Annotated in this window: 24 protein-coding genes; 13 read left to right on the forward strand and 11 right to left on the reverse strand. The window is 34.2% G+C overall.

Annotation, left to right across the window (positions count from 1 at the left end):
• Positions 1-131 precede the first annotated feature (131 nt).
• From ybeY to BT156_RS09180, 4 genes are all read right to left on the reverse strand, one after another.
• Positions 132-539 carry an rRNA maturation RNase YbeY gene (ybeY, locus tag BT156_RS09165; RefSeq protein ID WP_072409376.1) on the reverse strand — a complete coding sequence of 136 codons (408 nt, stop codon included), beginning with the start codon at positions 537-539 and terminating at the stop codon, positions 132-134.
• Positions 540-543: 4 nt separating this feature from the next.
• Positions 544-2,700: a patatin-like phospholipase family protein gene (locus BT156_RS09170; RefSeq protein WP_072409378.1), complete on the reverse strand. Its 2,157-nt coding sequence runs from the start codon at positions 2,698-2,700 to the stop codon at positions 544-546.
• A 2-nt stretch (positions 2,701-2,702) separates the two neighbouring features.
• Positions 2,703-5,150 carry a bifunctional UDP-N-acetylmuramoyl-tripeptide:D-alanyl-D-alanine ligase/alanine racemase gene (locus BT156_RS09175; RefSeq protein ID WP_072409380.1) on the reverse strand — a complete coding sequence of 816 codons (2,448 nt, stop codon included), beginning with the start codon at positions 5,148-5,150 and terminating at the stop codon, positions 2,703-2,705.
• 137 nt (positions 5,151-5,287) lie between these two features.
• On the reverse strand, positions 5,288-5,875 hold the full coding sequence (locus BT156_RS09180) for a thymidine kinase (RefSeq protein WP_066753995.1): 588 nt from the start codon (positions 5,873-5,875) through the stop codon (positions 5,288-5,290).
• 60 nt (positions 5,876-5,935) lie between these two features.
• Here BT156_RS09180 and BT156_RS09185 point away from each other — a divergent pair, with 60 nt between their 5' ends.
• The 4 genes from BT156_RS09185 (at position 5,936) to fabG (ending at position 10,571) form a co-directional block, all read left to right on the forward strand.
• Positions 5,936-7,489: a hypothetical protein gene (locus BT156_RS09185; protein WP_072409382.1), complete on the forward strand. Its 1,554-nt coding sequence runs from the start codon at positions 5,936-5,938 to the stop codon at positions 7,487-7,489.
• Positions 7,490-7,497: 8 nt separating this feature from the next.
• Positions 7,498-8,172 (forward strand): 16S rRNA (cytidine(1402)-2'-O)-methyltransferase, encoded by a 675-nt coding sequence (gene rsmI, locus BT156_RS09190; protein WP_066753992.1) that lies wholly within the window; start codon positions 7,498-7,500, stop codon positions 8,170-8,172.
• Positions 8,173-8,211: 39 nt separating this feature from the next.
• On the forward strand, positions 8,212-9,648 hold the full coding sequence (locus BT156_RS09195) for a WG repeat-containing protein (protein WP_072409384.1): 1,437 nt from the start codon (positions 8,212-8,214) through the stop codon (positions 9,646-9,648).
• A 179-nt stretch (positions 9,649-9,827) separates the two neighbouring features.
• Entirely contained in the window at positions 9,828-10,571 is a 744-nt protein-coding gene (gene fabG / locus BT156_RS09200) for a 3-oxoacyl-[acyl-carrier-protein] reductase (protein WP_072409386.1), read from the forward strand.
• A 57-nt stretch (positions 10,572-10,628) separates the two neighbouring features.
• On the opposite strand, the gene BT156_RS09205 is transcribed toward fabG, so the two are convergent.
• The 3 genes from BT156_RS09205 to surE all read right to left on the reverse strand — a co-directional run bounded on the left by BT156_RS09205 (position 10,629) and on the right by surE (position 13,495).
• A complete protein-coding gene (locus BT156_RS09205) occupies positions 10,629-11,669 on the reverse strand; it encodes a GMP reductase (RefSeq protein ID WP_072409388.1) in 1,041 nt (346 codons plus the stop codon).
• A 390-nt stretch (positions 11,670-12,059) separates the two neighbouring features.
• Positions 12,060-12,725: a GNAT family N-acetyltransferase gene (locus tag BT156_RS09210; RefSeq protein WP_072409390.1), complete on the reverse strand. Its 666-nt coding sequence runs from the start codon at positions 12,723-12,725 to the stop codon at positions 12,060-12,062.
• On the reverse strand, positions 12,725-13,495 hold the full coding sequence (surE, locus tag BT156_RS09215; protein ID WP_072409392.1) for a 5'/3'-nucleotidase SurE: 771 nt from the start codon (positions 13,493-13,495) through the stop codon (positions 12,725-12,727). The genes BT156_RS09210 and surE overlap by 1 nt, the downstream gene beginning before the upstream one ends.
• 146 nt (positions 13,496-13,641) lie before the next feature.
• On the opposite strand from surE, the gene BT156_RS09220 reads away from it, so the two are divergent.
• On the forward strand, positions 13,642-15,771 hold the full coding sequence (locus BT156_RS09220; protein ID WP_072409393.1) for a carboxy terminal-processing peptidase: 2,130 nt from the start codon (positions 13,642-13,644) through the stop codon (positions 15,769-15,771).
• Between the two features lie 52 nt (positions 15,772-15,823).
• Here the strand turns inward: BT156_RS09220 and BT156_RS09225 are convergent, their stop codons facing one another.
• Positions 15,824-16,327 (reverse strand): superoxide dismutase family protein, encoded by a 504-nt coding sequence (locus BT156_RS09225; RefSeq protein WP_072409395.1) that lies wholly within the window; start codon positions 16,325-16,327, stop codon positions 15,824-15,826.
• Positions 16,328-16,515: 188 nt separating this feature from the next.
• Between BT156_RS09225 and BT156_RS09230 the strand changes: the two genes are divergently transcribed.
• The 7 genes from BT156_RS09230 (at position 16,516) to BT156_RS09260 (ending at position 22,784) form a co-directional block, all read left to right on the forward strand.
• The gene (locus BT156_RS09230) at positions 16,516-18,759 is read left to right on the forward strand and encodes a TonB-dependent receptor (protein WP_072409397.1); all 2,244 of its coding nucleotides are present in this window, start codon (positions 16,516-16,518) and stop codon (positions 18,757-18,759) included.
• Positions 18,760-18,853: 94 nt separating this feature from the next.
• A complete protein-coding gene (locus tag BT156_RS09235; protein WP_072409399.1) occupies positions 18,854-19,507 on the forward strand; it encodes a hypothetical protein in 654 nt (217 codons plus the stop codon).
• A 138-nt stretch (positions 19,508-19,645) separates the two neighbouring features.
• A complete protein-coding gene (locus tag BT156_RS09240; protein WP_072409401.1) occupies positions 19,646-20,962 on the forward strand; it encodes a 2TM domain-containing protein in 1,317 nt (438 codons plus the stop codon).
• A gap of 11 nt (positions 20,963-20,973) precedes the next feature.
• A complete protein-coding gene (locus BT156_RS09245) occupies positions 20,974-21,276 on the forward strand; it encodes a 2TM domain-containing protein (protein ID WP_083582324.1) in 303 nt (100 codons plus the stop codon).
• A gap of 121 nt (positions 21,277-21,397) precedes the next feature.
• Complete coding sequence (locus tag BT156_RS09250; protein ID WP_072409405.1) at positions 21,398-21,691, forward strand: 2TM domain-containing protein; 294 nt, start codon at positions 21,398-21,400, stop codon at positions 21,689-21,691.
• Between the two features lie 33 nt (positions 21,692-21,724).
• Entirely contained in the window at positions 21,725-22,000 is a 276-nt protein-coding gene (locus BT156_RS09255) for a 2TM domain-containing protein (protein ID WP_072409406.1), read from the forward strand.
• Between the two features lie 40 nt (positions 22,001-22,040).
• The gene (locus tag BT156_RS09260; protein ID WP_083582325.1) at positions 22,041-22,784 is read left to right on the forward strand and encodes a LytR/AlgR family response regulator transcription factor; all 744 of its coding nucleotides are present in this window, start codon (positions 22,041-22,043) and stop codon (positions 22,782-22,784) included.
• 543 nt (positions 22,785-23,327) lie between these two features.
• Here BT156_RS09260 and BT156_RS09270 read toward each other — a convergent pair.
• Together BT156_RS09270 and mnmA are read right to left on the reverse strand one after the other, a co-directional pair.
• On the reverse strand, positions 23,328-23,534 hold the full coding sequence (locus BT156_RS09270) for a hypothetical protein (RefSeq protein ID WP_072409408.1): 207 nt from the start codon (positions 23,532-23,534) through the stop codon (positions 23,328-23,330).
• An 80-nt stretch (positions 23,535-23,614) separates the two neighbouring features.
• Positions 23,615-24,802: a tRNA 2-thiouridine(34) synthase MnmA gene (mnmA, locus tag BT156_RS09275; protein WP_072409410.1), complete on the reverse strand. Its 1,188-nt coding sequence runs from the start codon at positions 24,800-24,802 to the stop codon at positions 23,615-23,617.
• Between the two features lie 115 nt (positions 24,803-24,917).
• Here mnmA and BT156_RS09280 point away from each other — a divergent pair, with 115 nt between their 5' ends.
• Positions 24,918-25,445 (forward strand): hypothetical protein, encoded by a 528-nt coding sequence (locus tag BT156_RS09280; RefSeq protein WP_072409412.1) that lies wholly within the window; start codon positions 24,918-24,920, stop codon positions 25,443-25,445.
• Positions 25,446-25,554: 109 nt separating this feature from the next.
• On the opposite strand, the gene BT156_RS09285 is transcribed toward BT156_RS09280, so the two are convergent.
• Positions 25,555-26,115: a hypothetical protein gene (locus BT156_RS09285; RefSeq protein ID WP_139255445.1), complete on the reverse strand. Its 561-nt coding sequence runs from the start codon at positions 26,113-26,115 to the stop codon at positions 25,555-25,557.
• Between the last annotated feature and the right edge of the window lie 115 nt (positions 26,116-26,230).

A 26,230-nucleotide genomic window follows, 5' to 3' on the forward strand; every position in this document is an offset into this window, starting at 1 on the left:
TTGTTTGAGCTCTTTTTTCTTTGAAAAAGAAAAAAAGCGAGTGCGGAAAGCGGGAATAAGCTTCTAAAAAATTAAGATATTGAGAGATTGTGAAATTAAGTAATTCCTGAATCTCTTGATTTCTAAATCTGTTAAGAATACTTTGCTAAATAAAAATCTTCTTTACTTCGCATTAACTGTTCTTCTTCCTCAGTTTTGTCTTTATATCCTGAAAGGTGAAGAATGCCGTGAGCCAAAACTCTTCGAAGCTCTTCTTCGTATTCTTTGGATAGAGTGGAAGCGTTGTCTGAAATGCGCTGCAAAGATACGAAAATCTCTCCGCTTATTGTTTTGCCTTTCACGTAATCGAAAGTGATGATATCTGTATAGTAATCATGCAGTAAATAATCCTGATTTACTTTTAATAAATACTCGTCATCACAGAAGATATAATTAATATCGCCAAGCTTTTTTCCTTCTGAAAGAATAATATCTTCCAGCCATTTTGTGTAGTCTGTACTTACAGATTCTTGTAAGTTTTCGTAAAAGAATTGTATCATTGTTTTAAAACCAGTGTCCTAAAATAACACTGAATATACCTTTTTGATTATTTTTAAGTGAGTGGCTGAAATTAAGCCTTATTTGTCCGAATGGAGATTTATATCCTGCGGAAACTCCCAGAGAACTGTAATTAAGTTTTACGGCATCTTCAAAAGTTATATCGTCGGAAAGATTTGCGAAAGAAAAATTACCGCTGAAAAAATAGTTCTTGTTGAATTTAAACTGAAGATCATTTGAAACCAGCACAACATTATTAGAATTAAGCTGTGCGAAGTAGAAGCCTCCAAAGCTTTTGAAGTTAACCATATTTTGTTCGAAAATTCCTCCCAATCTGTATTGATAGAACTGAGGAAGATTTTCTCCAAGAGTAACTCCACCATAAAGATTCAAACGATAAGAGAATTGTTTTGTAAGAGGAATATTAATTCTGATATCAGCTTTTATCTGAACCAGTCTTTTCTCTACTTCTGATTTCATTAAATCAATTACCTTTCCTTCTGCAGAAATATAGATTCCTTTTGTTGGAAAATCTTTGTCGTTTTGAGTATCGCTTTTTAAAAACACGTAAGGGTTTAAAAAACGGCTTATTCTTTTATTTGTACCATTGGCTTCAGCGTCGAAATAATCATGGCTAATACCGCCTCCAATAGCAAATTTGTCTCTCCATACAGATTGTATGTAGGCTTCATTTCTTAACCATTCCCATTTGTCTATATTGTAATTATCTACGTTTTTCAGATCAAAACTCATTCCTGAAGAATAAAGTCCGAATCCCGGAATATATCCGTTATCTATAAAGTAGTTTAAATAGTATCTTGGTTTGTCTCCTACCACAACATCTAAAGAAAGATTTGAATTTTTAAAGAGGAGACGTTTGGCAGAATAATTTAAGAGCAATCCTGTTTTGAAAATTTCATCATAATGAAGACCGAATTTTACAAAGTGTCTTGCATCATCTTCTGTTACATAAAGTTTGAGATAGCTTGCATCGTTTTCCGAAATGATATCGTAATTAATAAATTTGTAATTGTTTGTGGCTACAAGTTTATCTATTTTTTTATTAATGCTTCCATAGGTTTGGAGAGAGGGGAGGCGTAGCCCCATTTTTCCTAAAACATAATTTTTTCCGAAAATTCTTCCTCCGTCTATGGCAATACTATCGATTTTGTAGACGTTCGAGTAAATAGGATTTACGCGTTGTCTCAGTCTGTCGAAGGACCGCTTGGGAAGCTTATCTAATATTTCTGTATATTTTAAACCTTCCACATAACCGCTATCGAGAATTTTTTTCTTTTCGTCGTAGCTTGTGGCAGTCATGCCTTTTAGATTGGGTTTAATATTGATATCTGTGTATTTGTATTGACGTTTGGTATCTTTATGGATATTCATGTCAATTACCTGATTTAGGATCGCTATAATGCTGTTTAAATCCTCCCTTGTGGATAGATCCTGGTTAAGGTCCACACCGATGACGATATCGATTCCTTTGTCCTTTAACGGCTTTGAAGGATAGTTTACCGTCATGGCTCCGTCAATGTAAATACTATCACCAATTTTTACGGGATCCATTAAAGATGGAAACGCAGAACTCGCCATGATTGACTGTACCAAATCTCCTTTCTCGAAGATCTGCATATTTCCGCTTTCAAGGTTTGTGGCAACGCACATGAAAGGAATCGGAAGTTTTGAAAAATCATCAATCGTAGAAACATTTTTGAAAAGCTCTTTCAGTAAATAAACATTTTTCTGTCCTGAGCTTATGGAAGAGGGAAGTGTAATTTTTCCGTTTTTTAAAGGAATTGATAAAAGATATTTATCTACCGATTTATTGAAGAAGGTGCTTTCCTGTCTGGATTTCGGATCCATGATTAAAGAATAGAAATCTGTATCCATTACAATTTTCTCAATTTCCTTTCCGGAATATCCTGAAGCGTACAAACCTCCTACGATTGCACCCATACTGGTTCCGGCAATATAATCGACTTTTACTCCTAAAGAATCCAATACTTTAAGTACCCCGACATGAGAAAAACCTTTGGCACCTCCACCGGCAAGGGAAAGTCCTATTCTTGGGTTTTTAGGAATCACTAAATTCTTTTTTACCTGAGATTGTATCAAAAGTAATTGGAATACAAATAAGAGAATCAGGAGTTTTCTCATAATTAATCTTTTATATAAATCCGTTTCACCCGGGGCGAAATAGAGGTTAATACTTCGTATGTGATGGTTTTGCAGTATTCTGCAAATTCTTTTAAACTTGGTTTTGAATTGAAGACCGTTACAGTGTCGCCTTCCTTTACATTGGGAATATTGTCTACATTCAGCATCATCATATCCATGCATATACTTCCTACAATTGGGGCTAATGTTTTATTGATCCCTACTTTTCCTATTTCATTTCCTATCAATCTCGGAATCCCGTCTGCATATCCTACAGGAATTGTGGCTATTTTAGTTAAGTGATCTGTTTTATATTTTCGGCTGTAACCTACTGATTCTCCCTTTTCTACCATAGAAATTTGAGAGATAACAGTTTTAAAACTCACAACAGACTGTAATTGTTTCTGTATTTCACTACTTGGTGATTCTCCTAACATTCCTATTCCAATCCGCACCATATCATATTGGTGATTGGTATAACTCGTTATTCCAGAAGAATTTAAAATATGTCTGAGCGGTGAGTACCCTAATTTTTCAATAAAATAACTTGAATTTTTTTCAAATATATCTAATTGTTTTAAGGTAAACTCTTTCTCTTCCGGTACATCTGAAGACGATAAATGACTGAAAATACTTTGAACTTTTAAGTTTCTTTCATTTAAAGTTTCGCTTAATTGATCCAGTTCAAAATCTTTAAAGCCAAGACGATGCATTCCTGTTTCCAATTTAATATGAATAGGGAATTTTTTATCATAACCCGATTTCTGAACTGCTTCATAAAACAGATCCAAAACCCTGAAACTATAAATTTCCGGCTCTAAATTGTATTCAATAATCGCATCATAACTGTGTTGCTCAGGATTCATCACAACGATAGGGGTGGTGATTCCTTTTTTACGAAGCTCAACACCTTCATCAGCATAGGCCACACCAAGATAATCGATATGATGATGTTGTAAAAATTCTGAAATTTCATAACTTCCTAATCCATAAGAATTTGCTTTTACCATTGCCATCATTTTGGTTTCTGGTTTTAGCAAAGATTTATGGTAATTAATGTTATGAAGAATTGCATTTAGATTTACTTCTAAAACAGTATCATGTTTTCTGAGTTCAACAAGATCTTTCAGTTTTTCGATCTCAAATTTTCTTGCCCCTTTTAATAAAATGATCTGATTTTCAAGTTCTGTAAGATATTTACTGTCAATTAATTCCTGAGTATTAATGAAAGTAGAAGTTTTAGATTTAAATAAATCACTAAACTTTGAAATTTCATCTCCGATCAGGAAAACGGAGTCAAATTTTTGTTCGTTCACAAGTTCAGAAACTTCTTCATACAATTCCTGAGAATTAGAATTTACACCTACTATATCCGTTAAAACTAAAGATTTTTTAGTTTTATTGTATTCATTTAAAAATTGCAAAGCGGTTTTCAGAGAATCGAGATCTAGGTTGAAAGAATCATTGATAACAATATTGTTCTTAATTCCTTCAATCGCTTCAAGTCGCATTTCAACAGCCTTCAAAGCGTTGATTTTTTCGACGATCTTTTGATTTTCGATGTGTAACTCTTTTAGAACTGTAATCAGCGCCAAAGCATTCGTTAAAGTCGCTTCATCTCTTTGGTTGGCCGGAAAACTTATTTCCTCACCAAAATATTCCACAACAATATTTTCGTCTTTAGAAATATTATTTTTAATGAAAACCTTGTTATGATCTTTGAAACCGTAGGATATTAATTTTTTACTTGAATATAGTTCTTTTATTTTTTTGCCTACCAATTCATTATCGCCATTGTAAATAACAGTTTCGGAATCTTTGAAAAGCTTAATTTTTTCATCAATTAATTCTTCCTCAGATTCAAAATTGGCAGCGTGGGCAGTTCCGATATGGGTAAGCAAACCGATTTGCGGATGGAAAATATTTTCCAGTTTCTGCATCTCGTTGGGCTTAGAAATTCCTACTTCAAAAATTCCCAATTTGTGAGACTCGTTGATTTGAAGCAAAGAAAGTGGAAGCCCAATCTGAGAATTAAAACTTTTTGGACTTTTCACTGTCGGAAATTCATTCCAAAGACATTGATACAACCATTCTTTTAAAATAGTTTTTCCATTACTTCCCGTAATTCCTATGGATTGCAAATTGGAATTTTCAAAATGATATTTTGCTAATTTTTGAAGAAAATCAATAGCATTTTCAACAATAATCCAAGTTACATTTTCAAACTGCGGAAATTGATGTTCAGAAATTATAATAGTAATTCCTCTGTCAATTGCCGCTTCAATAAACTTTTCTCCTGAATTTTTTTGGGTATTAATTGCAATAAAGGCGGCATTTTTTGTTGAATAAATGATCCTGCTGTCAAAAGCTATCGTTTTGACAATTAAATTTTTATCTCCAATAATCTGTGAATTGGTGATTTCTGCAATTTGTTGTACTGTATAATTCATTGGTGCCCCCTTCTGCTTTGTATTTCGTGTTGACTGTTTTGTTGATTAATTGGATGACTGGATAAAATTTTCCAGTATTTCATTTAACCAAAATATTTTTTATTAAATCTAGAATTAATTTAGACTTAAATTTAATCTTATTTTTTCTTAGAAAGTACTTCTTCAATAAAGACACGACGGCTTACTGCTTCATAACTTTCTGTTTCACCGAGCTCCACAAGATTATTTCCCTGAGAAATTCTCATGGAATAATTGGCAAGGTTACCCGTTCTCTTGCAAATAGCATGCACTTTCGTTACGTATTCTGCAGTGGCCATCAAATTAGGCATCGGCCCGAAAGGACGTCCTAAAAAGTCCATATCCAAGCCTGCGATTACCACTCGTATTCCGCTATTTGCCAGTTGATTAGCTATTTCTACGATGCTTTCATCAAAAAACTGTGCTTCATCAATTCCTACAACATCACAATTTGATCCCAATAAGAGAATCTCACTAGGACTTTCCACTGCGGTGCTGCGGATTTTATTCTGATTATGAGAAACAACGTCTTCATCAGAATATCTGGTATCCGTTTTTGGTTTAAAAATCTCCACATTTTGCCCCGCCATTTCAGCTCTTCTGAGTCTCCGGATCAACTCTTCGGTTTTTCCGGAAAACATTGAGCCACAAATAACTTCCATCCAACCACTTTGTTTGGAATGATTAATTGTATTTTCTAAAAACATTTGTTAAATTAGCCGTATATTTTTAACATCAAAAGTAAGCAATTTTAACAAGATTCTCATATGCAGAACATCCAAGATTTAAAGGAAAAGATTTTTTTTGAATCCAAGAATATCATTGATATTTTGGAGAAAATCAACAATGTGGACGAACTACTTTCCAAGCAAGATCTTGTAGATGAGCTTGCGAACAGGATATCGTTCTTACGATTGGTAGAAAAGAATATCGAGTATTTTATTACCGATAATTCTGTTCAAAATTCAGAAAATCAGCAGAATATTTCTTTCATTAACCAAAATTTTGAGTCTCAGGAATCAAATAATGAGGTTACAGAAGAAGAAGCTATTTTCAATAATGAATTTAATGAAATTGACGAAAATGATAATGAATCTTCATACAGCCAAAACGCTGCAGGTCTTGTTGATACAGAAAATATTCAACCAGAAGAGACTGAAGAAGAAGCAATTTTCAATAATCAGCTGAACGAAATCGCTGAAAATGAATATCATGAAAATATTGTAAATCTTGTTGAAGAAAATACTGAACCGAAGAATGAAGAAAATTGTATTGACGCAGATTTAACGAAAGAGGAGGTTATTTTTAATCATCAGCTTAATGAAATTGATGAAGAACAACCTTCAGATTATCAGGGTAATATTTTAAGCTTCATTGATGAAGAAAGAATTCTTGCGGATGCAGAACCTGAAACGGATGAAGATATTAGTGAAGAAATATTCAGTCAGCCCATTACGGAAGCGGAAGTGATTTTTAATAATCAATTAAATGAAATTGATGAATTTGAAAATGAAATTTCCGACAATCGAGGAAATGAATTGAATAATTTTGATGAAGAAGAGAAAATCCAGGATAGTTTTGAATCTAAAAAAGAGGAAAAAGTTGAAGTTATTCCAAATATTTTCGGAAGTGAAGACTTAGAAGACGAGGAAATACTGATTGAAGAAAATGAAGAACAATTCATTACGTCAAATGTAACGATCGAACAAGGTGAAATGGTAAACGAAACGTCTAATGTTGAAAATATTCTCAGCGAAATAAAAAATGACGCTCAGAATGAAGAAAAGCATGAGCAAGAAGTAACTGCGGAGGACATAGACAGAAGAAAGATCGTAAATATAGACAAGCCACTTCCCGAATTCGAAAAAGAAAAACTGGCTTCTGATGAAAGTTTTGAAAACTTAGAGGCTTATAATCAGGAGAAAAAGATAAGATTGGCCAATATTAAAGGGTTAAAGGCAGTTCAGTCTTTATTTGATGATGACCATTTGCAGACAGAAAATCCTCTGGAAAAAAAGGTTCCGGTTGTGAAAGAAGATACAGGAAGTATTCTGAAAACGAATATTCCGACCAACTTAATGGAGGCGGAAAAGGCAAAACCTGAGTTTAAATTAGATCTAAACGACAGAATTGCTTTCACAAAAACATTATTTGGAGGAAGCCAGTCTGAACTGAACGAGGTAATTGGAGTACTCAACAGATTCAGAACATTAGAAGAAGCAAAAGAATATCTGAGCGATCTTTATTACGACAGAAAATGGAGCAAGGTAGATGAATATGCACAAAGACTGTGGATATTGGTAGAAAATAAATTTTTATAAACTAAATTTTGAGCGGAATCCTTTATTTTGTTCCCACACCCGTCGGGAACTTAGAAGACATGACTTTCAGAGCGGTAAAAGTACTGAAAGAGGTAGATTATATTTTATGTGAAGACACGAGAACTTCCGGAATACTTTTAAAGCATTACGAGATCTCTAAACCTTTAAAATCCTATCACTTACATAATGAGCATCAGGCAACGGAAAAGGTAATTAATGACCTTAAAAGCGGTCAGAATATCGCCATTATTACCGATGCAGGAACTCCCGGAATCTCGGATCCGGGTTATTTATTAAGCAAAGCCGGATCAGACAATAACATTGAGATGATCTGTCTGCCCGGAGCAACAGCTTTTGTTCCGGCTTTGGTGGTTTCAGGACTTCCGAATAATGAGTTTTTATTTGCAGGTTTTCTCCCTCAAAAAAAAGGAAGACAGACCAAGCTTAAACAACTTGCAGAGGAGAAAAAAACGATCGTTTTATACGAAAGTCCGCACAAAATAAATACAACACTTGAACAGATAAAAGAGTTCTTTGGAGAAAACACGAAAGCAAGTTTAAGCCGTGAAATTTCCAAAAAATTCGAAGAAACTAAACGTGGGACAATTAATGAGTTAATTGAATTCTCCAAAAGCAAAACTTTAAAAGGAGAGATCGTTCTTATTGTCAATAATTCTATTTAATTGAAAAAGCTAACTTTAATATTGTTTTCATCGGTTTGTATGGCACAGCAGACCGATCAGTACAAGCAGATCTTGTTGTCAAAAGAACTAGGAAAAGAGGTCCGCTTTTACACAAAAGGCTACGGAATAATTTCCGATCCGCATACCGGAAAATCCGGGATTGTAGATTCGTCGGGCTCTATTTCTTTTGATTATCCTTTTAAGAGTGAAATTTCACGTTTGTCTAAAAATAGATTCATTTTAAAGACCAAAGATGCCATTTCTAAAGGAAAAACAGCTTTAATTGATGCAAAAGGCGATCAGTTGATTGCTCTTGATAATTTCAAGTTCAGGACGTGGGAAAATAAAGACAGAATGATCTATTCTAAAGACGGAAAAGACTGTGTTTATGATTACAACGGAAAACAGATCATTCCTTTTTATGATGAGATACAATTCGCCAGCGAAAACAGATTCTTTGTAAAAAAAGACAATGGCTGGTTTATCTATGATTTTGAAGGTCAGCAGGTTTCGGATAGAGAGTTTAAGGAAAATCTCCGTTTTTATAAAGGTAAGGTATATCTTACGACAGGTGCTAAAAGTGGTGAAGTCCTTGATAATAACGGAAAAACAGTAAGTACTTTTTCTGATCATTATATTGAAGATATCAACGGCTTTCCTTTCTTAATTACAAAAGATGTCATCAAAAATAAATACGGAATCGTAGATGAGAATGAAAACGTCCTGGCAGATGAAATCTATGAGCAGGCTTTTGTTGGCAGAGAATATATTTATCTGATTCACGATAATAACGTAAGCATTTTTTCTAAAGCAGAAAAGAAGGTTTATCCTACTGATTTTCATTATGTAAACCATTTGTTTAATGGGATGTTTAAGACCTTAAAAGACGACAGAAATCCTAAAATAGCTGTTCTTAAAACCAACGGAGAAATCATTTTTCCTAAAGAATATGATGTTGTTGAAGCTTTCAAAATTAAAGATGAAAATTATCTTTATGTAAGTAAAGACGGGGAAGAGAAACTTTTAGATAAAAACTTAAACAGTATTTTAGATGATGGTTATCAGATAGAAAAGGTCTTTTTTGATAATTTAATTGTAAAAAAAGAAGATACTTTTTATAAATTTTTACCAAAAGATAAATCTTATACCGAGCTTAAAAATATAACTTCTATAAAACGATTTCAGTTTTATCCGGCGATTATCTGCAAGAACAAAGAAAACCTTTACGGAATGCTTGATGAAGCAGGAAATGAGATCATACCATTCGTATATGACGATATTTTCACGTTTTTTTCCGGAGATGAAGTTGTTGTACAAAAAGGAAATAAATTCGGGGTTACTAATCTTAAAAATGAACCTTTAAAAGAGGTTGTTTACGATAAATATTCGGTAGACAGAAAGAAAATTAAGCTTACAAGAGGAAAAGAATCAGAATTTATAGATTTTACATCTTCAGAAAACAAAGTCTTATTTTAATAATATTTTTACATGACAAAAAACATTCATAATTTTTTATTAAAATAATGGTTTAAAATGCATTAAATAACAAATTATAATATCTTTGCGCACCATTTAATTTCGATAAAATTAAATATATTAAATTAGCCAAAACACAATGAGCTAATTCATTAAAGGATAAATAATTGTCAGAAAATATGAAACTATTAGAAGGAAAAGTAGCACTTATTACCGGAGCTACAAGAGGAATCGGAAGAGGAATTGCAGAAATGTTTGCTCAACAGGGGGCAAAAGTAGCATTCACTTACGCCGGTTCTGTAGATAAAGCTAAGGAATTAGAAGCGACTTTAAGTTCTGTAACTCAAATTAAAGGTTACCAATCTGATGCATCAGACTACGATGCGGCTCAAAAATTAGTAGATGAAGTAATGGCTGAGTTTGGTCAAATCGATATTTTGATCAACAACGCAGGAATCACAAGAGATAATCTTTTAATGAGAATGTCTAAAGACGACTGGGACACAATTATCAAGGTAAATTTAGATTCAGTATTCAACCTTACAAAGGCTGTTATTAAGCCGATGATGAAGGCAAAATCAGGATCTATCATCAATATGACTTCTGTAGTGGGTGTAAAAGGAAATGCTGGGCAGGCAAATTACGCAGCATCTAAGGCAGGAGTTATCGGATTTACAAAATCTGTTGCCCTTGAATTAGGCTCAAGAAATATCCGTTGCAACGCTGTTGCTCCTGGTTTCATTGAAACTGAAATGACAGGTGCTTTGGATATAAAAGTAGTAGAGGCCTGGAGAGAAGGAATTCCTTTGAAGAGAGGAGGACAGCCTGAAGATATTGCAAACGCTTGTGTATTCTTCGGAAGCGAGATGTCTGCATATGTTACAGGTCAGGTTCTGAATGTTGACGGCGGAATGTTGACTTAATAAAATAGAAATACAATATAATGAAGCCGTTCAATTTGAACGGCTTTTATTTTTCAGTTAATCTTTAAAAATCTGATTTTCCTGCTCCTGAACTCTAATAAAAGTTGTTCTTTTTGATAATTCCTTCAATTTAGAAGCTCCAACATAAGTACATGTAGAACGTACACCTCCCAAAATATCTTTCACCGTCTCCGAAACCGGACCTTTGTAAGCAACTTTCACCGTTTTTCCTTCAGAAGCTCTGTATTCAGCAACGCCACCTGAATGTTTGTCCATTGCTGTTTTTGAGCTCATTCCGTAGAATGTGCGGTATTTTTTACCGTTTTCTTCAATGATCTCGCCACCACTTTCGTCATGACCGGCAAACATTCCGCCAAGCATTACAAAATCTGCACCGCCGCCAAAAGCTTTAGCCACATCTCCCGGAACTTTACAGCCACCGTCAGCAATAATGTGACCTCCAAGACCGTGAGCAGCATCAGAACATTCAATAATTGCGGAAAGTTGAGGATAACCGACTCCGGTTTTTACACGGGTAGTACAAACAGAACCCGGGCCGATTCCGACCTTGATGATATCTGCACCAACCAGAAGAAGTTCTTCAACCATTTCGCCCGTTACTACATTTCCGGCAATGATAATTTTATCAGGGAAATTGGCTCTTGCTTTCTTTACAAAGCCCACAAAATGCTCGGAATAGCCATTGGCAACATCAATGCAGAGAAACTCTATTTTTGGATGCTTTTCGAGGATTTGTCTCAGCTTTTCTTCGTCAGCTTTTCCGGTTCCTGTGCTTAATGCAATATATTGATGAATATTTTCGGGCTGACTATTTAAAAAAACACTCCATTCTTCAACAGAATAATGTTTATGAATAGCCGTAATGATCTTATCTTTTGCCAATTCTACCGCCATTTCAAAAGTTCCCACCGTGTCCATATTGGCAGCGATGATAGGAGTTCCCAGCCATTTCTTTTTGGTGTGTTTGAAAGTAAATTCTCTTTCTAAGCTAACTTCCGAACGGGATTTTAATGTAGAACGTTTCGGGCGAAACATGACGTCCTTAAAACCCAGTTTTATATCGTATTCTATTCTCATAATTTGGATACATTAATAAGAATAAATGTAGGAAAAAGATTTAATGAAACAGTGGATTTAAAGGATTTTATAAATTCTTTAAGAATAAACTTCATTAAAAATTATCTCGCTGATTTAGCAAATCTAGCGGATTTTAATATTGAATTTGAAAACTGAGATTTAATTGACATAGGAAACTGGCGCGTTAAGAAAATTAAGATTTAATTCGTTAAAAAATTCCCACTGTTTGAAGCGCGAGACCTATTTTGAATCGAAGAACAAATAATAAATTCGCGCAAGTTTTGGGGATTTTAGGATTAAATTTTAATTTTTAGCAGAAGTTTCCAAGTCTTGAACTTTTCGTTCTTTTGTTTCAAGACAAAAGAACATTTATAAAAAAGGGTGTAAAAACTACTTTTTCACACCCCATAAATTTATTTTTCCTCTCAAATCAAAACTGAGTTTTTCATACAATTTTTTTGCTCCGAGATTATTTTCAGCAACATGCAGAAAAGGTGTTTTGCCATCTTCAAATATGATATTCGAAACAAATGCTACCAATTGTTTGGCAAGACCTTTTCCGAGATAATCTGTGTCTGTGATCACGGCGCTTACTTCTGTCATGTCATGCATCTGCATTCTCTGGCCTGTTACTGCAACGAGTTTATCATCTTTAAAAATTCCAAAATATCGACCTAATTCGGGTGTCCTGTTTTTGAAATAATGAGGATAAAACTTCTTGACAAATGCCAATAATTCATCATGATTTTCATTTTTAAGTTCGATAATTTCTTCAGTAAAATCAAGCTCAATTGTATTTTCTAAAACATATTGATCGCAGACAAGCCGGGACATTTCTGTTTTAAAATCTCCCAAATCAGGTTTTAGGCCGAAAACGAGAAAATCATCACAGATTTTTGCATATTCTGTGATGTCTTTTTCTTTTGCAATATGTAATGAACCTCCAAAAGCGGCGACTTCAGGATTATAAAATTTAGAATCTCCAAAGTTTAAGCAAAACTTTTCATGATATTCATTAAGTGAATGATATACAGGATTGTCTAATTTCTCGTACATTAATCAAACTTCATTACTTCTTCCAACGTTTTGATGTATTCATAAGCCGTCATATCAAATTTTACAGGTACAATTGAGATGTAGCCGGCAGCCAGTGCAGTTTCGTCGGCATCTTCAGATTCATCCATATTATTGAAATATCCTGTCAGCCAGTAGTATTTTTTTCCGTGCGGATTTACTCTTTCGTCAAAGCTTTCTTCCCATTTTGCATTGGCCTGTTTGCAGACTTTGATCCCTTTAATTTCTTCTTTAGGAAGTTTCGGAATGTTTACGTTTAATACAATTCCTTTTGGCATTGGGTTCTCCAACGTTCTTCTAACGATATTTTGAATAAATTCTTTAGCCTGACTAAAATCTGCTTCCCAACTGAAATCCTGTAATGAAAATCCTATCGCAGGGATTCCTTCAACTCCAGCCTCAACTGCTGCAGACATTGTCCCGGAATAGATTACATTAATTGAAGAGTTTGCTCCGTGATTGATTCCTGAAACTACGATATCCGGTCTTCTTGTTAAGATTTTATCAAGAGCCATTTTCACGCAGTCAACGGGAGTTCCGCTACAAGAAAAGTCTGTTTGTGGACCGTCAAGCGTTACTTCTTCGAAGCTTAAAGTTGAGTTAATGGTAATTGCGTGGCCTTTTCCGCTTTGAGGAGAATTGGGTGCTACAACAACAACTTCTCCGATTTCGTTCATAAAACTGATAAGATTTCTGATACCAGGTGCTGTGATTCCGTCATCATTAGTAACCAGAATAAGTGGTCTTTCCATAAAATATTTTAATTTTAACAAAAATACTTAAAACTATCTGATATTTATAAATAAGGTATTAAATTTGATAGTTTGTAACAGGAATTTAAAAATTACTACTAATTAAAATACTTTTTTAAAAATTAATAAAAATACATTACAGATTTATGTGGAAAAATTTCAAGCTAAATAAATTTTTACTCCTAATTCCATTAACAAGTCTAATGTTTTGTTTCAACTCACCTAAAAATGACGATGAAAAGATGCAGACGATAATGGTGAGCGTAAAGAACACTCTTTCTTATCTACATTACAGCCCGAAAGCTATTAATGATGCTTATTCTAAGGATGTTTACAAACAATATTTTGAGATGATAGATCCGGGGAAAAGATATTTCCTGCAATCTGATATGGATGAATTCAGCAAGCACGAAACAAAGCTTGATGATTATCTGAATATCGGGGATCTTACGTTCTATAAATTGACTACGGACAGACTTTTCCAAAGGGTTGATGAGATTGATAAATTAACTCAGGATATTTTCAGTAAGCCGATCAATTTGGAAGAAGATGAAACATTGGTTTTAGAAAATAAGCTTAAAAAAGCACCGGTTTCTAAACAGGATCAATATAATGAATGGAAAAAATTCATTAAATACAATATTCTTCAGGAAATTGAATCTTTAAACAGCAAAGAACAAGCTCAAAAAGAGAAAAAAGATTCTGTACAGAAATACAAATTACAGGATACGATTAAACTTCAGATCCTTACTCCTGAGCAGAAAAAAGTAAAAGCTACAGACGAGGTAAAAGATCTTGTAAAAGACACATTCACAAGGTTTAAGAAGAGAAATAAAATGAACTGGTTCACAGTGTACATGAATGCTTACACTGAGGTTTTTGACCCACACACCAATTATTACTCTCCAAAGGATAAGGAAGAATTTGATATGACTTTCACAGGAAAAGTGATCGGAATCGGAGCTATTATTCAGGAGAAAAAAGGATATTTATATCTTGGAGCCCTTACAATCGGTGCGCCGGCTTGGAAGTCTAAACAGCTTACAGAAGGTGATAAGATCCTAAAAGTAAAATCTAAACCGAAAGACGATGCCGTAAATGTTGTAGGAATGCTTTCTGAGGAAGCGGTAAGATACATCAGAGGTGAAAAAGGAACTCCGGTTACTTTGACGGTTCAGAAAAAAGACGGAACGATAAAAGAGGTTACAATGATCCGTGAAGAGGTTGCTATTGAAGATACTTTTGCAAGAAGTATTGTAGTGAACTCTCCAAACGGTAAGAAATATGGTTTCATTAATTTACCGAGTTTTAATGCTGATTTTGAAGATGCTAAAGGAAGAAATGCTTCTGATGATATTAAAAATGAGATCATTAAACTAAAAGCTCAAAACATTGACGGAATTGTTCTTGATCTAAGAAACAACGGCGGTGGATCTTTAACAGAAGTGGGTGATATTATGGGACTTTTCATGAATGCAGGACCTTATGTTCAGGTAAAAGACGGAAACGGGAAAATTCAGACATTAAAAAACAAACAGGAAGCTCCGATATGGACAGGCCCTCTTGTTATCATGCAAAACGAACTTTCAGCTTCGGCTTCTGAGATTTTGGCTGGTGCAATGCAGGATTATGGCAGAGCGATGATCATCGGTTCTCCGCAGTCTTTCGGAAAAGGAACGGTACAGACTTTTGTTGATCTGAACAGATTCTTAAATACAGAAGATGATTTTGGTTCTTTAAAATTAACGATCCAGAAGTTCTACAGAATTACAGGAGAGTCTACGCAGAGAAAAGGTATTGTTTCTGATATTCAGATGAAAGACTTCTTCACTTATGCTGAAATAGGAGAGAGATATGATGATTATGCATTGGCATGGGATAAAATTCCAAGTACTACTTTCCAGAAGCTAAACTATTTCGATGTGAAAGCGTTAGAAAAAGCTAGCAACGATAGAATGTCTAAAAACACCAACTATCAGTTATTGTTAGAGTCTGCTCAATGGAGAGAGAAATTAGACAAAGAAGAAACAATTACGCTTAATATCAATAAGTTTAATGAATTGATGAAGCAAAGAAAAGCTCAGATCGAAAAATTCAAAGCATTGACGAAATTTGAAAACGGTCTTCAGTTCACACTTTACCCAAGCGAACTTGAAAGAGAGAAAAAAGATGAAGCATTCAAGAAAAAATCTGATATGTGGATCAAAAATCTTAAGAAAGATCCTTACCTTCAGGAAGCAATGAATATCATTGGTGATATGAATGTAAAACAATAAAACAAAAAGCCCGCTAACTAAAATTAGCGGGCTTTTTTATGCAATAGGGTGATTATTTAATTTCTACACATCCAACTCTTCCGCCTGCATTTCCTGTAGGCTGAGTATGGAAATCATCTGCTGCAGCATGAATGATCATCCCTTTTCCGATGATGTTTTTAGATTCATCAGCGCAGCCAAGGCACCATTTATCAGTTTTGAAAGTCAGCGTAGCAACTCCCTCTTTATTAGCTGCTAAATTCCCGATATCTCCCATGTGGAAATGCTCTGCTCCCCATTTTCCATGATCGTCTTTTCCTGGGTTCCAGTGACCGCCTGTAGAAGTTCCGTCCGCTGCAGAACAATCTCCTTTTTCATGAATATGTACCGCGTGAATTCCCGGAGTAAGATTCGTGACATCAAGTTTCATTACAACTTCATTTCCTTTTTGAGTAAACTTTGCAGTTCCTCCTGTTTGTGTTCCGCTTTTAGCGTTTACAGAGTACATCTTTGTAGTTCCGCAAGAAACAGCAAATAATGCACAGCCCGCCAATAATGCTAATGTTTGTACCTTCATTTTAAGTGATTTTTAAATGATTTATAATCTTATAAATTTAGGAACATTTTTTAGAACGCTTTATAATCTTGTTCTTTTTTATGTTAAGTAGACTGTTTTTACAATTCAGTATGTAAATTTTACCATTCAGGGAAAAAAAATTAGCATATTTAAATTTTCAGATTAATTTTGGGATCAAATTAAGACTAATGAAAAGTCAGGGGCAAAAATTATTATTTCTCATCACCCTTTTATCTTTTATCTTCGGTTATTCTCAGATAAAGATTTCAGGAAAAGTTACCTTTAGAAATAAAGGAGTAAGCGATGTAAATGTCACGCTGAAAAACACTTACGATGGAGCAACCACAGATACAAACGGTAATTTTACATTTGAAACTTCCGAAAAAGGAAGCCAAATATTAAGCTTTACCCATTCAAAATATAATGATATTGAAAAATCAATTGTTATTGATAATCAGGATGTTTCTGTAAATGCAGAATTAAAGGAACAGATCAACGAGATCGATGCTGTGGTGGTTTCTGCGGGTTCAATTGAGGCTAGCGATAAGAAAAGAGCCACCGCTTTATTATCACCAATTGATATTTACACAACAGCTGGAGCAGACGGGCAGATTTCTTCAGCTTTAAATTATCTTCCGGGCGTTCAGAAAGTAGGTGAAACAGAAGGTTTGTTCATCCGAGGAGGTACAGGAACAGAATCTAAAATTTTCATGGATGGAAGCTTAATTAATAACTATTTCTCCAGCTCAGTTCCGGGAATTGCAGGAAGAGATCGTTTTAACACGTCTCTTTTTAAAGGAAATGTATTTTCGAGCGGTGGATATTCTGCGTTGTACGGGCAGGCTCTTTCCGGTGCTTTAATGTTGGAAAGTGTTGATCTTCCGGATCAGAGTTCTTATGACTTTGGGATCTCTCCGATCTTTTTAAGCGCAGGATTTCAAAAGTTGGGTGAAGATAAAAATCATTCCTACGGAGCAACTTTGGGATATTCAAATTTAAATCTGATGCAGGAAGTTCTTAATTTTAATACAGATTTTATCGATGCTCCTCAGGGAGTAAATGCGGATGCTAATTTCAGAATTAAAACAAAATCAGGTGGATTTTTGAAGTATTACGGAATGTACGATACGAATAGTATGGGCGTGAAAACACAAAGCTTAGAAAATGATAATCAGTTTTCTTTAATTAAATTGAAAGGGAAAAACACCTATCACAATTTATCTTTTAAACAAAAATTCGGGAAATATCTTTTAAATGCAGGAACTTCTTATTCATTCAACAGAACGGATCTTAATTTTTCAACAGAATCAAATGAAGTTGAAGCCGATAAAATGAGGTTGCTCACAGACGGAAATTATATTAACCTTAAAGCGGTTTTAGAAAGAAAAATAAACAAAATCAGTGCCTTACGAGGAGGGTTTGAATTAAACAGCACCGACGAAAAACTAACATTTGAAGAAATAAATAAACATTACAAAGATCTTATCTCATCCGTTTTTGTGGAAACAGATTTGGGTTTCAGCAATCAATTATCTGCAAAAATAGGAGTGAGGGCAGAAAATTCTTCTTTCCTTGGCAAAACGAATTTTGCACCGCGTATCGCACTGGCGTATCGTTTGGCTAAAGACTGGACAACCTCTTTCGCGTACGGACTTTTCTATCAAAACCCTGAAAGTAAATATATTAACGGCCCGGCAGATCTTGATTTTCAAAAATCTCAACATTACATTTTGCAGGTTCAGAGAACGACAGATGGCAGAAGCTTACGTTTTGAGGCTTTTTATAAAAAATACGATCAATTGATTAAAGTTTCAAACCTTGGTTTTAATGATAATCAAAATCAACCCGTTCAAAAAGCAGATAACAACAACGGATTCGGTTATGCAAAAGGTCTTGAACTGTTTTGGAGGGATAAAAAAACATTTGAGAATATTGATTACTGGATCAGTTATTCGTTCCTCGATTCAAAAAGAGATTTTATGAATTATCCGGTAAGCTTAAAACCGAATTTTGCGTCTGAACATACACTTTCTGCCGTTGCGAAAAGATTTATTCCAAAATGGAAATTAGGAGTTAATCTTTCTTATACCTACGCAAAAGGACGACCTTATTATGATTTTGCAACGAAAGATGTGAACGGCGAAACGATTAATTATACAAGAAACGAAGGAAGATTGAAGGATTATAATGCACTTAATGTAAGCTTTAATTACCTTCCGAATCTTGGGAAAAAAGACGCCAAAGCATTCACCGTTTTTGTATTGAGTGTTTCAAATGTTTTAGGATCGAAAAATGTCTACGGATATAATTTTTCATCAGACGGATCAAGAAGTTCGGCAGTAGTTCCTCCGGTGAATACTTTTATCTTTATCGGGGCGTTTATTAGCTTTGGAGTTGATAAAACACAGGATGCGATTAATAATAATTTGTAAAAATCTAAACAATCTGTATTTTTAATGATTTAATTATATTGATTAAATACATATCTTTGAATAAAATATAAACTAACCTCAAAAATTAGAAATAATGAAGAAATATCTATTAAGTTTTGCTTTAGCTTTTATGGGCTTAACGGCATTTGGTCAGACAGCTTACGAAAAATCAATGACTGAAAAAATTGCCAAGCTGGAAACAGTGAAATCGGCGGAAGATTTTCAGACATTGGCCAATGATTTCGAAAGAATATCAAGAATAGACCAAAACCAATGGCTGCCGGTTTACTACATTGCTTATTCTTATATCCAGAAAGGGAGAGCGCAGATGAATGCAGGCAAAAAGGATGAATTGTTAACGTATTCAGGAGCTGCTGAAAAATATTTGATGCAAGCCGAAAGCCTTGGTGGAAAAGACAACTCTGAGATCCATTTATTGAAAAAAATGGCATATTCTTTAAGAATGATGGAAAATCCTCAACAAAGATATATGACAGACGGTGTGAAGGCTGCAGAAGAGCTTAAAATAGCTGAACAGTTAGACCCAACCAATCCAAGAATTGCTTTGATTAAGGCTGAGGATATGTATTTCACTCCTGAGCAATACGGAGGAAGCAAAACAAAAGGTATTGAGCTTTTCAAACAGGCTTTAGAAAAATTTAATGCTTTCAAACCAAAATCTGCATTAGATCCAAACTGGGGAAAAGGAGAGGCTCAGTATTTCATAAGCCAGGGTACTAAGAAATAAAAAAACTTAAAAATATTATAAACCTTCCAGATCTTGGAAGGTTTTTTTGTGCAGTTCAGTTATTGAAAATGACCGTTCGGTGAGAAAAAATTTTTAATACCTTTAATTAAAACTAATTTTGAGCCAAGAAACCCACTCATGAAACGCAAAAATTTTATCACCTTAATATGGATATCGCTGGCAACATCGTTATTTTTTTTCATTGCTTTTACTGATGAAAAAACGATTGAAAACTTTTTACTGACCGTATTGATATCCTTCATGTATTCGTTCGTCTTAGGTGCAGGAAACGGCTTAATTAATGACTTTCTTAATAAAAAATTCCCTTGGTCTGAGGCTACGACAAAAAGAGCGGTCATAAGTATTGTTTCGATTCTTATTGCGAATATTATTTTAGTCTATTTTTGTAATTATGTGAATTTTGTACTGATTCAAAAAGCGGTTAATACGGCAGAATATTTTTCAGGAAGATATAATTTCATCAATTGGTTTACGATAAATGTTGCCTTGTTGATTTCTGCTTTTCTTCATGCGCGAGGTTTCATGGAAGAACTCAAGAAAACTTCCAAAAAAGAAGTTGTAGAGCAGAAGCTAATCGCAAAATCTGCCAATGCACAATTTGAGAGTTTAAAAAACCAGTTAGATCCGCATTTTCTTTTCAATTCACTGAATGTTTTAAGTTCATTAATTGATGAAAATCCGAGACAGGCTCAGAAGTTTACTGCTTCAATGTCAAAGATTTACAGGTACGTTTTAGAACAGAAAGATAAAGAATTGGTTACGGTAGAAGATGAAATAGAATTTGCAAAAACCTATTGTGATCTCTTAAAAACCAGATTTGAAGACAGCGTAGATTTTGTTTTCGATGTAAATAAGGAAGATTACAGAAGATATGTGGTTCCGCTTTCGCTGCAATTATTGTTGGAAAACTGTATCAAGCATAATTTTGCGACCTCTTCAAAACCACTAATTATCAAAGTTTTTTCTGAAAATGATACACTTTGTATTGAAAACAATCTTCAGGTGCGAGAGCAGATGAAAGAGAGCGCAGGAATCGGTTTGTCTAATATTGTTCAGCGTTATTCTCTGCTTACAAAAAAGAATGTTTTTATCGAAAAATCTGAAGATTATTTTAAAGTAAAACTTCCGATATTATTAGCTAAACCAAACGAAGCGAGCATAAAAGTTGACGATAGCGACAAAGCTTACGAAAGAGCTAAAAAAAGAGTAAAAGAGATCAAAAGCTTTTACGGAAACTTGATTTCATACTGCATTATCATTCCGTTTTTGATCATTGTAAACCTTATAACTAACCCGAAACACATTTGGTTTTATTTTCCGATGCTGGGCTGGGGTATTGGCCTTGCAGCTCACGGAATGAGCGTGTTTGCAATCGGGAAAGGCTGGGAAGAAAAAAAGATCAGAGAAATTTTAGAAAAACAAGATAAAAGATAAAAACTAAGATTATGGAAAATATGGATCAAAACGACCTTCGTTACAAAGAAGCTGAAAGAAGAGTAAAAAAAATAAAGAATTTTTATGTTTTCACTTTCATTTATTTTGCTGTGAATATTTTTATTTTATTCCTGAATTACAGAGAATTGGAGCCCGGACAAACCATTTGGAGTCTGAAATATTTTTCTCTCCCGATATTCTGGGGAATCGGAGTTATCGGCTACGGAATGAGAGTCTTTATACCCGGATTTTTACTCGGAAGTAATTGGGAAGAGAAAAAAATAAAAGAACTCATGGACAAAGAGAAACATTAAGCTCAAAATTTTACATTTCAGTATTCATTTTCTACCATTCAGTAAGATAAAGTTGATTCGAGGCTCTTTATTGACCTAAATTTGAATCAACAAAAAAACAAACACTTAAAAATAACATCATATGGAAACCTTCGAAAACAAAGAAAACTTATCTTACAGAAAAGCAGAAAGAAGAGTAAAAGAATTAAAAGGATTCTACGGAAATCTTACTTCTTATTGCCTTGTGATTCCTTTTTTACTGGTTCTTAATCTTTTAACTTCTCCGGATCATTTATGGTTCTACTGGCCGATGTTAGGTTGGGGAATGGGGCTTGCGGCACACGGAATCAACGTCTTCGGAATCGGAAAAAACTGGGAAGAAAAGAAGATCAAAGAATTGATGGATGAAGACAGAAAAAACGTAAAAACACTTTAATTAAACAATAATAACTTTTTAAAAATCAATATCATGAATTATAATCAGGCAGAACAAAGAGTAAAAGAACTAAAAAAATTCTATAAAGGTATATTTTGGTTCGCAATCATTACGGGATTCGTTTTTTTAGACGATATTTTTGAAAAAGGAACGTTTGATTTCTCACTTTTCGACGGCTCAATTATTTTAGGAATCTGGGGAATTATTTTAACGGTAAAAGCGGTAAAACTATTTATTTTTGATTCTGAATGGGAAAATGAAGTGATGGAAAAAGAGATGAGAAAATCAAAAGAACCAATAAACTTTTAATACCTGAGAACTTTTATTTAATTTTAAAAACTAAAAATCAATGATCAAAACTGTCATTATTGAAGATGAAAAACCTGCAGCAAGAAAGATAGAAAGAATGTTGAGCCTGTTTCCTGAATTACAGGTTGTTGCGAGTCTTGAATCTGTGGAAGACGGAGTGAAATGGTTCTCAGAAAATGAGCATCCGCAGCTTATCTTTTCAGACATCGTTTTGGGTGACGGTTTATCATTTGATATTTTTGAAAAAGTTCCGACAAAAGGATTTATCATTTACACGACAGCATTTGATCAGTATACATTGAAAGCTTTTAAACTGAATAGCATCGATTATCTTTTAAAGCCAATTTTAGAAGAGGATCTTGCCGGAGCTATTGAAAAATTTAAATCATTTCTTCCTTCTGGTAATTCCGTTACTTCTCAGGAAATTAAGCAGTTAATTAAGAAAGATAAGACAACACTTTCCAGGGTTTTGGTTAAGATTGGATATAATCTGAAGATCGTTCAGACAAGTGAGATCAGTTGTTTTTTCAGTGAAAATAAGATCGTTTATCTGCAGACAGAAGACCGTACCTATCCTTCAGATTTCACATTGGATGAGTTGGAAGATGTCTTGGATGAAAAGAAATTTTTCCGTGCCAACAGGCAGTTTATTATTAGCTCAGATTACATTAAAAATATTCACACTTCGCCAAACTACAAAGTGGAATTAGACTTTCAGCCAAAGGAAGAAATTACGGTAAGCCGCGACCGCGTGAAAGATTTTAAAGACTGGCTGGTTGGTTAATTTTTTGGCCAAACACCAAACACTAGGAGCCAAACACCAAAATACCAATCACCTGTAATCAATCCTGTTAGCCTCTGTATCTTCAAGCTGTTGTACAATAGATTTTGGGATTTCATCGCTGTCAATCGGAAAGCTGATTGAATCGGGGAAAAACGTTTTCCGGTCTGCTTTCTGAAAAATTTCGAAGAGGGCAATCAGCTCTTGGTTAAAACTAATACACGTACTTATAAAATGCGACTCATGGAGCTTATTATATTTCAGTTTTCTTTTTAAAATCACTTAATGAAACGATTTCTAAAACTACATTTTACTTTATGTTTTCGATTTTCGATTTTCGTTTTGGGAATTGTAAAATTAATCAGAGGAATTTTTTTAGGAAAGGCAGTCGGATTTTTAATTGTGATTTTAATTTTAGAAGGTATTGTTATCTTTTGCTTTAATTTACCTGAATTAAAGCAAAAGATTAGATAATTATTCTTGAATTATTTCAAAAAATAAACCCGAAACAAATGGCTTCGGGCTTCTTATAATTTATCCGGGAATTTACTTTTCTTCCGTCTCTTTGGCTGTTTTATAGCCATAGTATTTACACATATAGCAAGTAATTCCTAGTAGAACAATGCTTATTATCAGATGTGATTTTTCGGGATGCACGATCGCCTGATAAAGATTATATCCAAGAACGGCAGATACAATTCCGATTAATGCTTGATTTGCCTGAGCATACTGATTTTTTAATGAAGTTTTCATGATTAATATTTTTAATTGTTATTTATCAAGTAAGTATAACAACTCAAAATATGTTACAGAAAAAGTTAAAATTTTCTTTTTTATGCAATCACTCCGCTTCCGATAAGTTCGTCATCTAGATACCATGAGGCAAATTGTCCTTCTGCAATGGCAGATTGTGGTTCCTCAAATTCCATATAAAAAGCATCTTCAAACTGGAAAATCGTTGCTTTCTGCAAAGCCTGCCTGTAACGGAATCTTGCCAATACTTCCATAGATACTCCATTTTTCAGTCTTAGATCTTCGCGAACCCAGTGTAGTTCAGAATTATCAACTTTCAAGGCTTTTTTATGCAAACCAGGGAAACTGTGACCTTCTCCAACGAAAATAATGTTGTTTTCCATATCTCTGGATACGATAAAGCAGCTTTCTTTGTGTCCGCCAATTCCTAATCCTTTGCTTTGACCGATCGTGAAAAATTGGGCACCTTGATGCTTTCCTATTACTTTTCCGTCAGCTTTTTTATAATTGATTTTTCGACTTAAAAATTCTAATTCTTCTTCTTTTGAAGAAAATTCAGGTATTTCCTGAGAAAACAAAGGCGAATCTTTGAAAATTTCTATAATTTCTCCTTCTTTTGGAACCAACTGTTGCTGTAAAAATTGAGGAAGACTTACTTTTCCGATAAAACATAATCCCTGCGAATCTTTTTTATCAGCCGTAACCAATCCGATTTCTTTTGCAATTTCTCTTACTTCAGGTTTTGTTAATTCTCCGATAGGAAATAATGCTTTAGACAATTGATCCTGATTCAATTGACATAAAAAATAGGATTGGTCTTTGTTGTTGTCTTTTCCTGCTAAAAGATGAAAAATCTCTTTTCCGTTCTCATCAACCGTAGAATCAACTCTTGCATAATGCCCCGTCGCTACTTTATCAGCGCCTAAAGACATCGCTGTTTTCATAAAAACATCAAATTTCACCTCTCTGTTACACAAAACATCAGGGTTTGGAGTTCTTCCTTTCTGATATTCGTCAAACATATAATCAACGATTCTTTCCTTGTAAAGATCGCTCATATCAATCACCTGAAACGGAATCCCCAACTTCTGGGCAACCATCAGCGCATCATTACTGTCCTCTATCCAAGGGCATTCATCTTCTAACGTCACCGAAGCGTCGTTCCAGTTTCTCATAAACAAAGCCACCACTTCATGACCTTGCTGCTGCAGCAAATATGCTGTAACACTGGAGTCTACGCCTCCAGATAATCCTACTACTATTTTCATTTTATTTCAATTTTACGAAACTCTTAACGGGAGCTCTTAGTTTGATGCCGCAAAAATACAACTAAAAAAATTCGTAAAAAAACCATAATTTTAAACATTGATAAAAACAATTTATATGAAAAAGTTTATTATTCCTTTAGTTTTGATGCTTTCAGGATCTGTATTTTCTCAAGTTTCGGTAGGTACAACGGAACAAAATAATAACAAGTGGACTTTCGGAGGCGGAATAGGCTTTGGTTTTGGCAGTAACAATTACTTTAATCTTTCAGCGGCTCCAAGAGTTGGTTACAGACTTACGGACGATCTTGAAGGTGGAGTTCTGGGAAGTATTTCGTGGCAGAAATCAAATGCTTACAGTTCTACAATGTTCGGAGTTGGGCCATTTTTGAATTATTATATTGCCAGAACTTTTTATTTAAGTGCTAATTATCAGCATTACTTTATCAATTATAAAGATAAATATTACGATTATAAAATGAATGAACAGGAAGATGCTTTGTATCTGGGAGGAGGTTATATGCAAAGAATCGGAAATAATTCTTTCATGCAGATTGGATTAATGTATAATGTTCTGTGGAAAGAAAATTCAAGTATATTTTCAAGTGGTTTAGTGCCAAATATTGGATTTGTAGTTGGATTGTAAGATAAAAATTCATTTAAATATTATAATAAAAACAATCCCGAAATATAATTTTTCGGGATTGTTTTTAAAACTAAAGCTTCTTAAATTGAGACGATTAATTATTTTAAATTTAATATAATATCATCCAATTAGCTCCTCCGAATGAGAAGAAACTTCCTGCAATAACGGCATTTGGGTTGTATGATAAATCAGGAATGATAGGGCCTCCACATTCTTGTCCTAAAGAATAATATCCCCCAATATTTACTCCGTTTATATCTTGCACCCCGAATTTTACCCCATGATAAGTCGTTGCATTACTGAATGTAGTAAGGATAGGAGCTGGGGCAGTATAAGTATTGATACCATTCAAAATCCAGGCTCCGATTATGGGTGTTGTAGGAAAGGCCGGATTGGCAGAAAATGTAGTATTTACATTAAATTGATGTAAGGCATCTGTAGATGAATATCCCGGATTGGTAGAATAGGATAATTTCATCAATCCGCCTGTGGCAGCTCTTGGTTCTAATGTGGGAGCACAACCGCCTGCTGTATTGGATAAATTTGATCTCCATATAAAATATTCAATATAATGAGGGGTATAATTTTGAATATATAAATCTCCAGGACTGGTTTGTGCAGATAAACCATAAGATATGAACATAACAGCTAGTAAAAGTAACTTTTTCATAATGTTAATTTTCAGATTTATAGTTTTTATTGGTTTGCTTGTTGTATTCTCCGTAAACCTGTACAGCCCAGGTAAGAATTTTTTCCCTGTCTCCGCGTGTTTGTCTTTCTATTTC

Source organism: Chryseobacterium limigenitum (assembly GCF_900114875.1).
GTDB lineage: Bacteria > Bacteroidota > Bacteroidia > Flavobacteriales > Weeksellaceae > Chryseobacterium > Chryseobacterium limigenitum.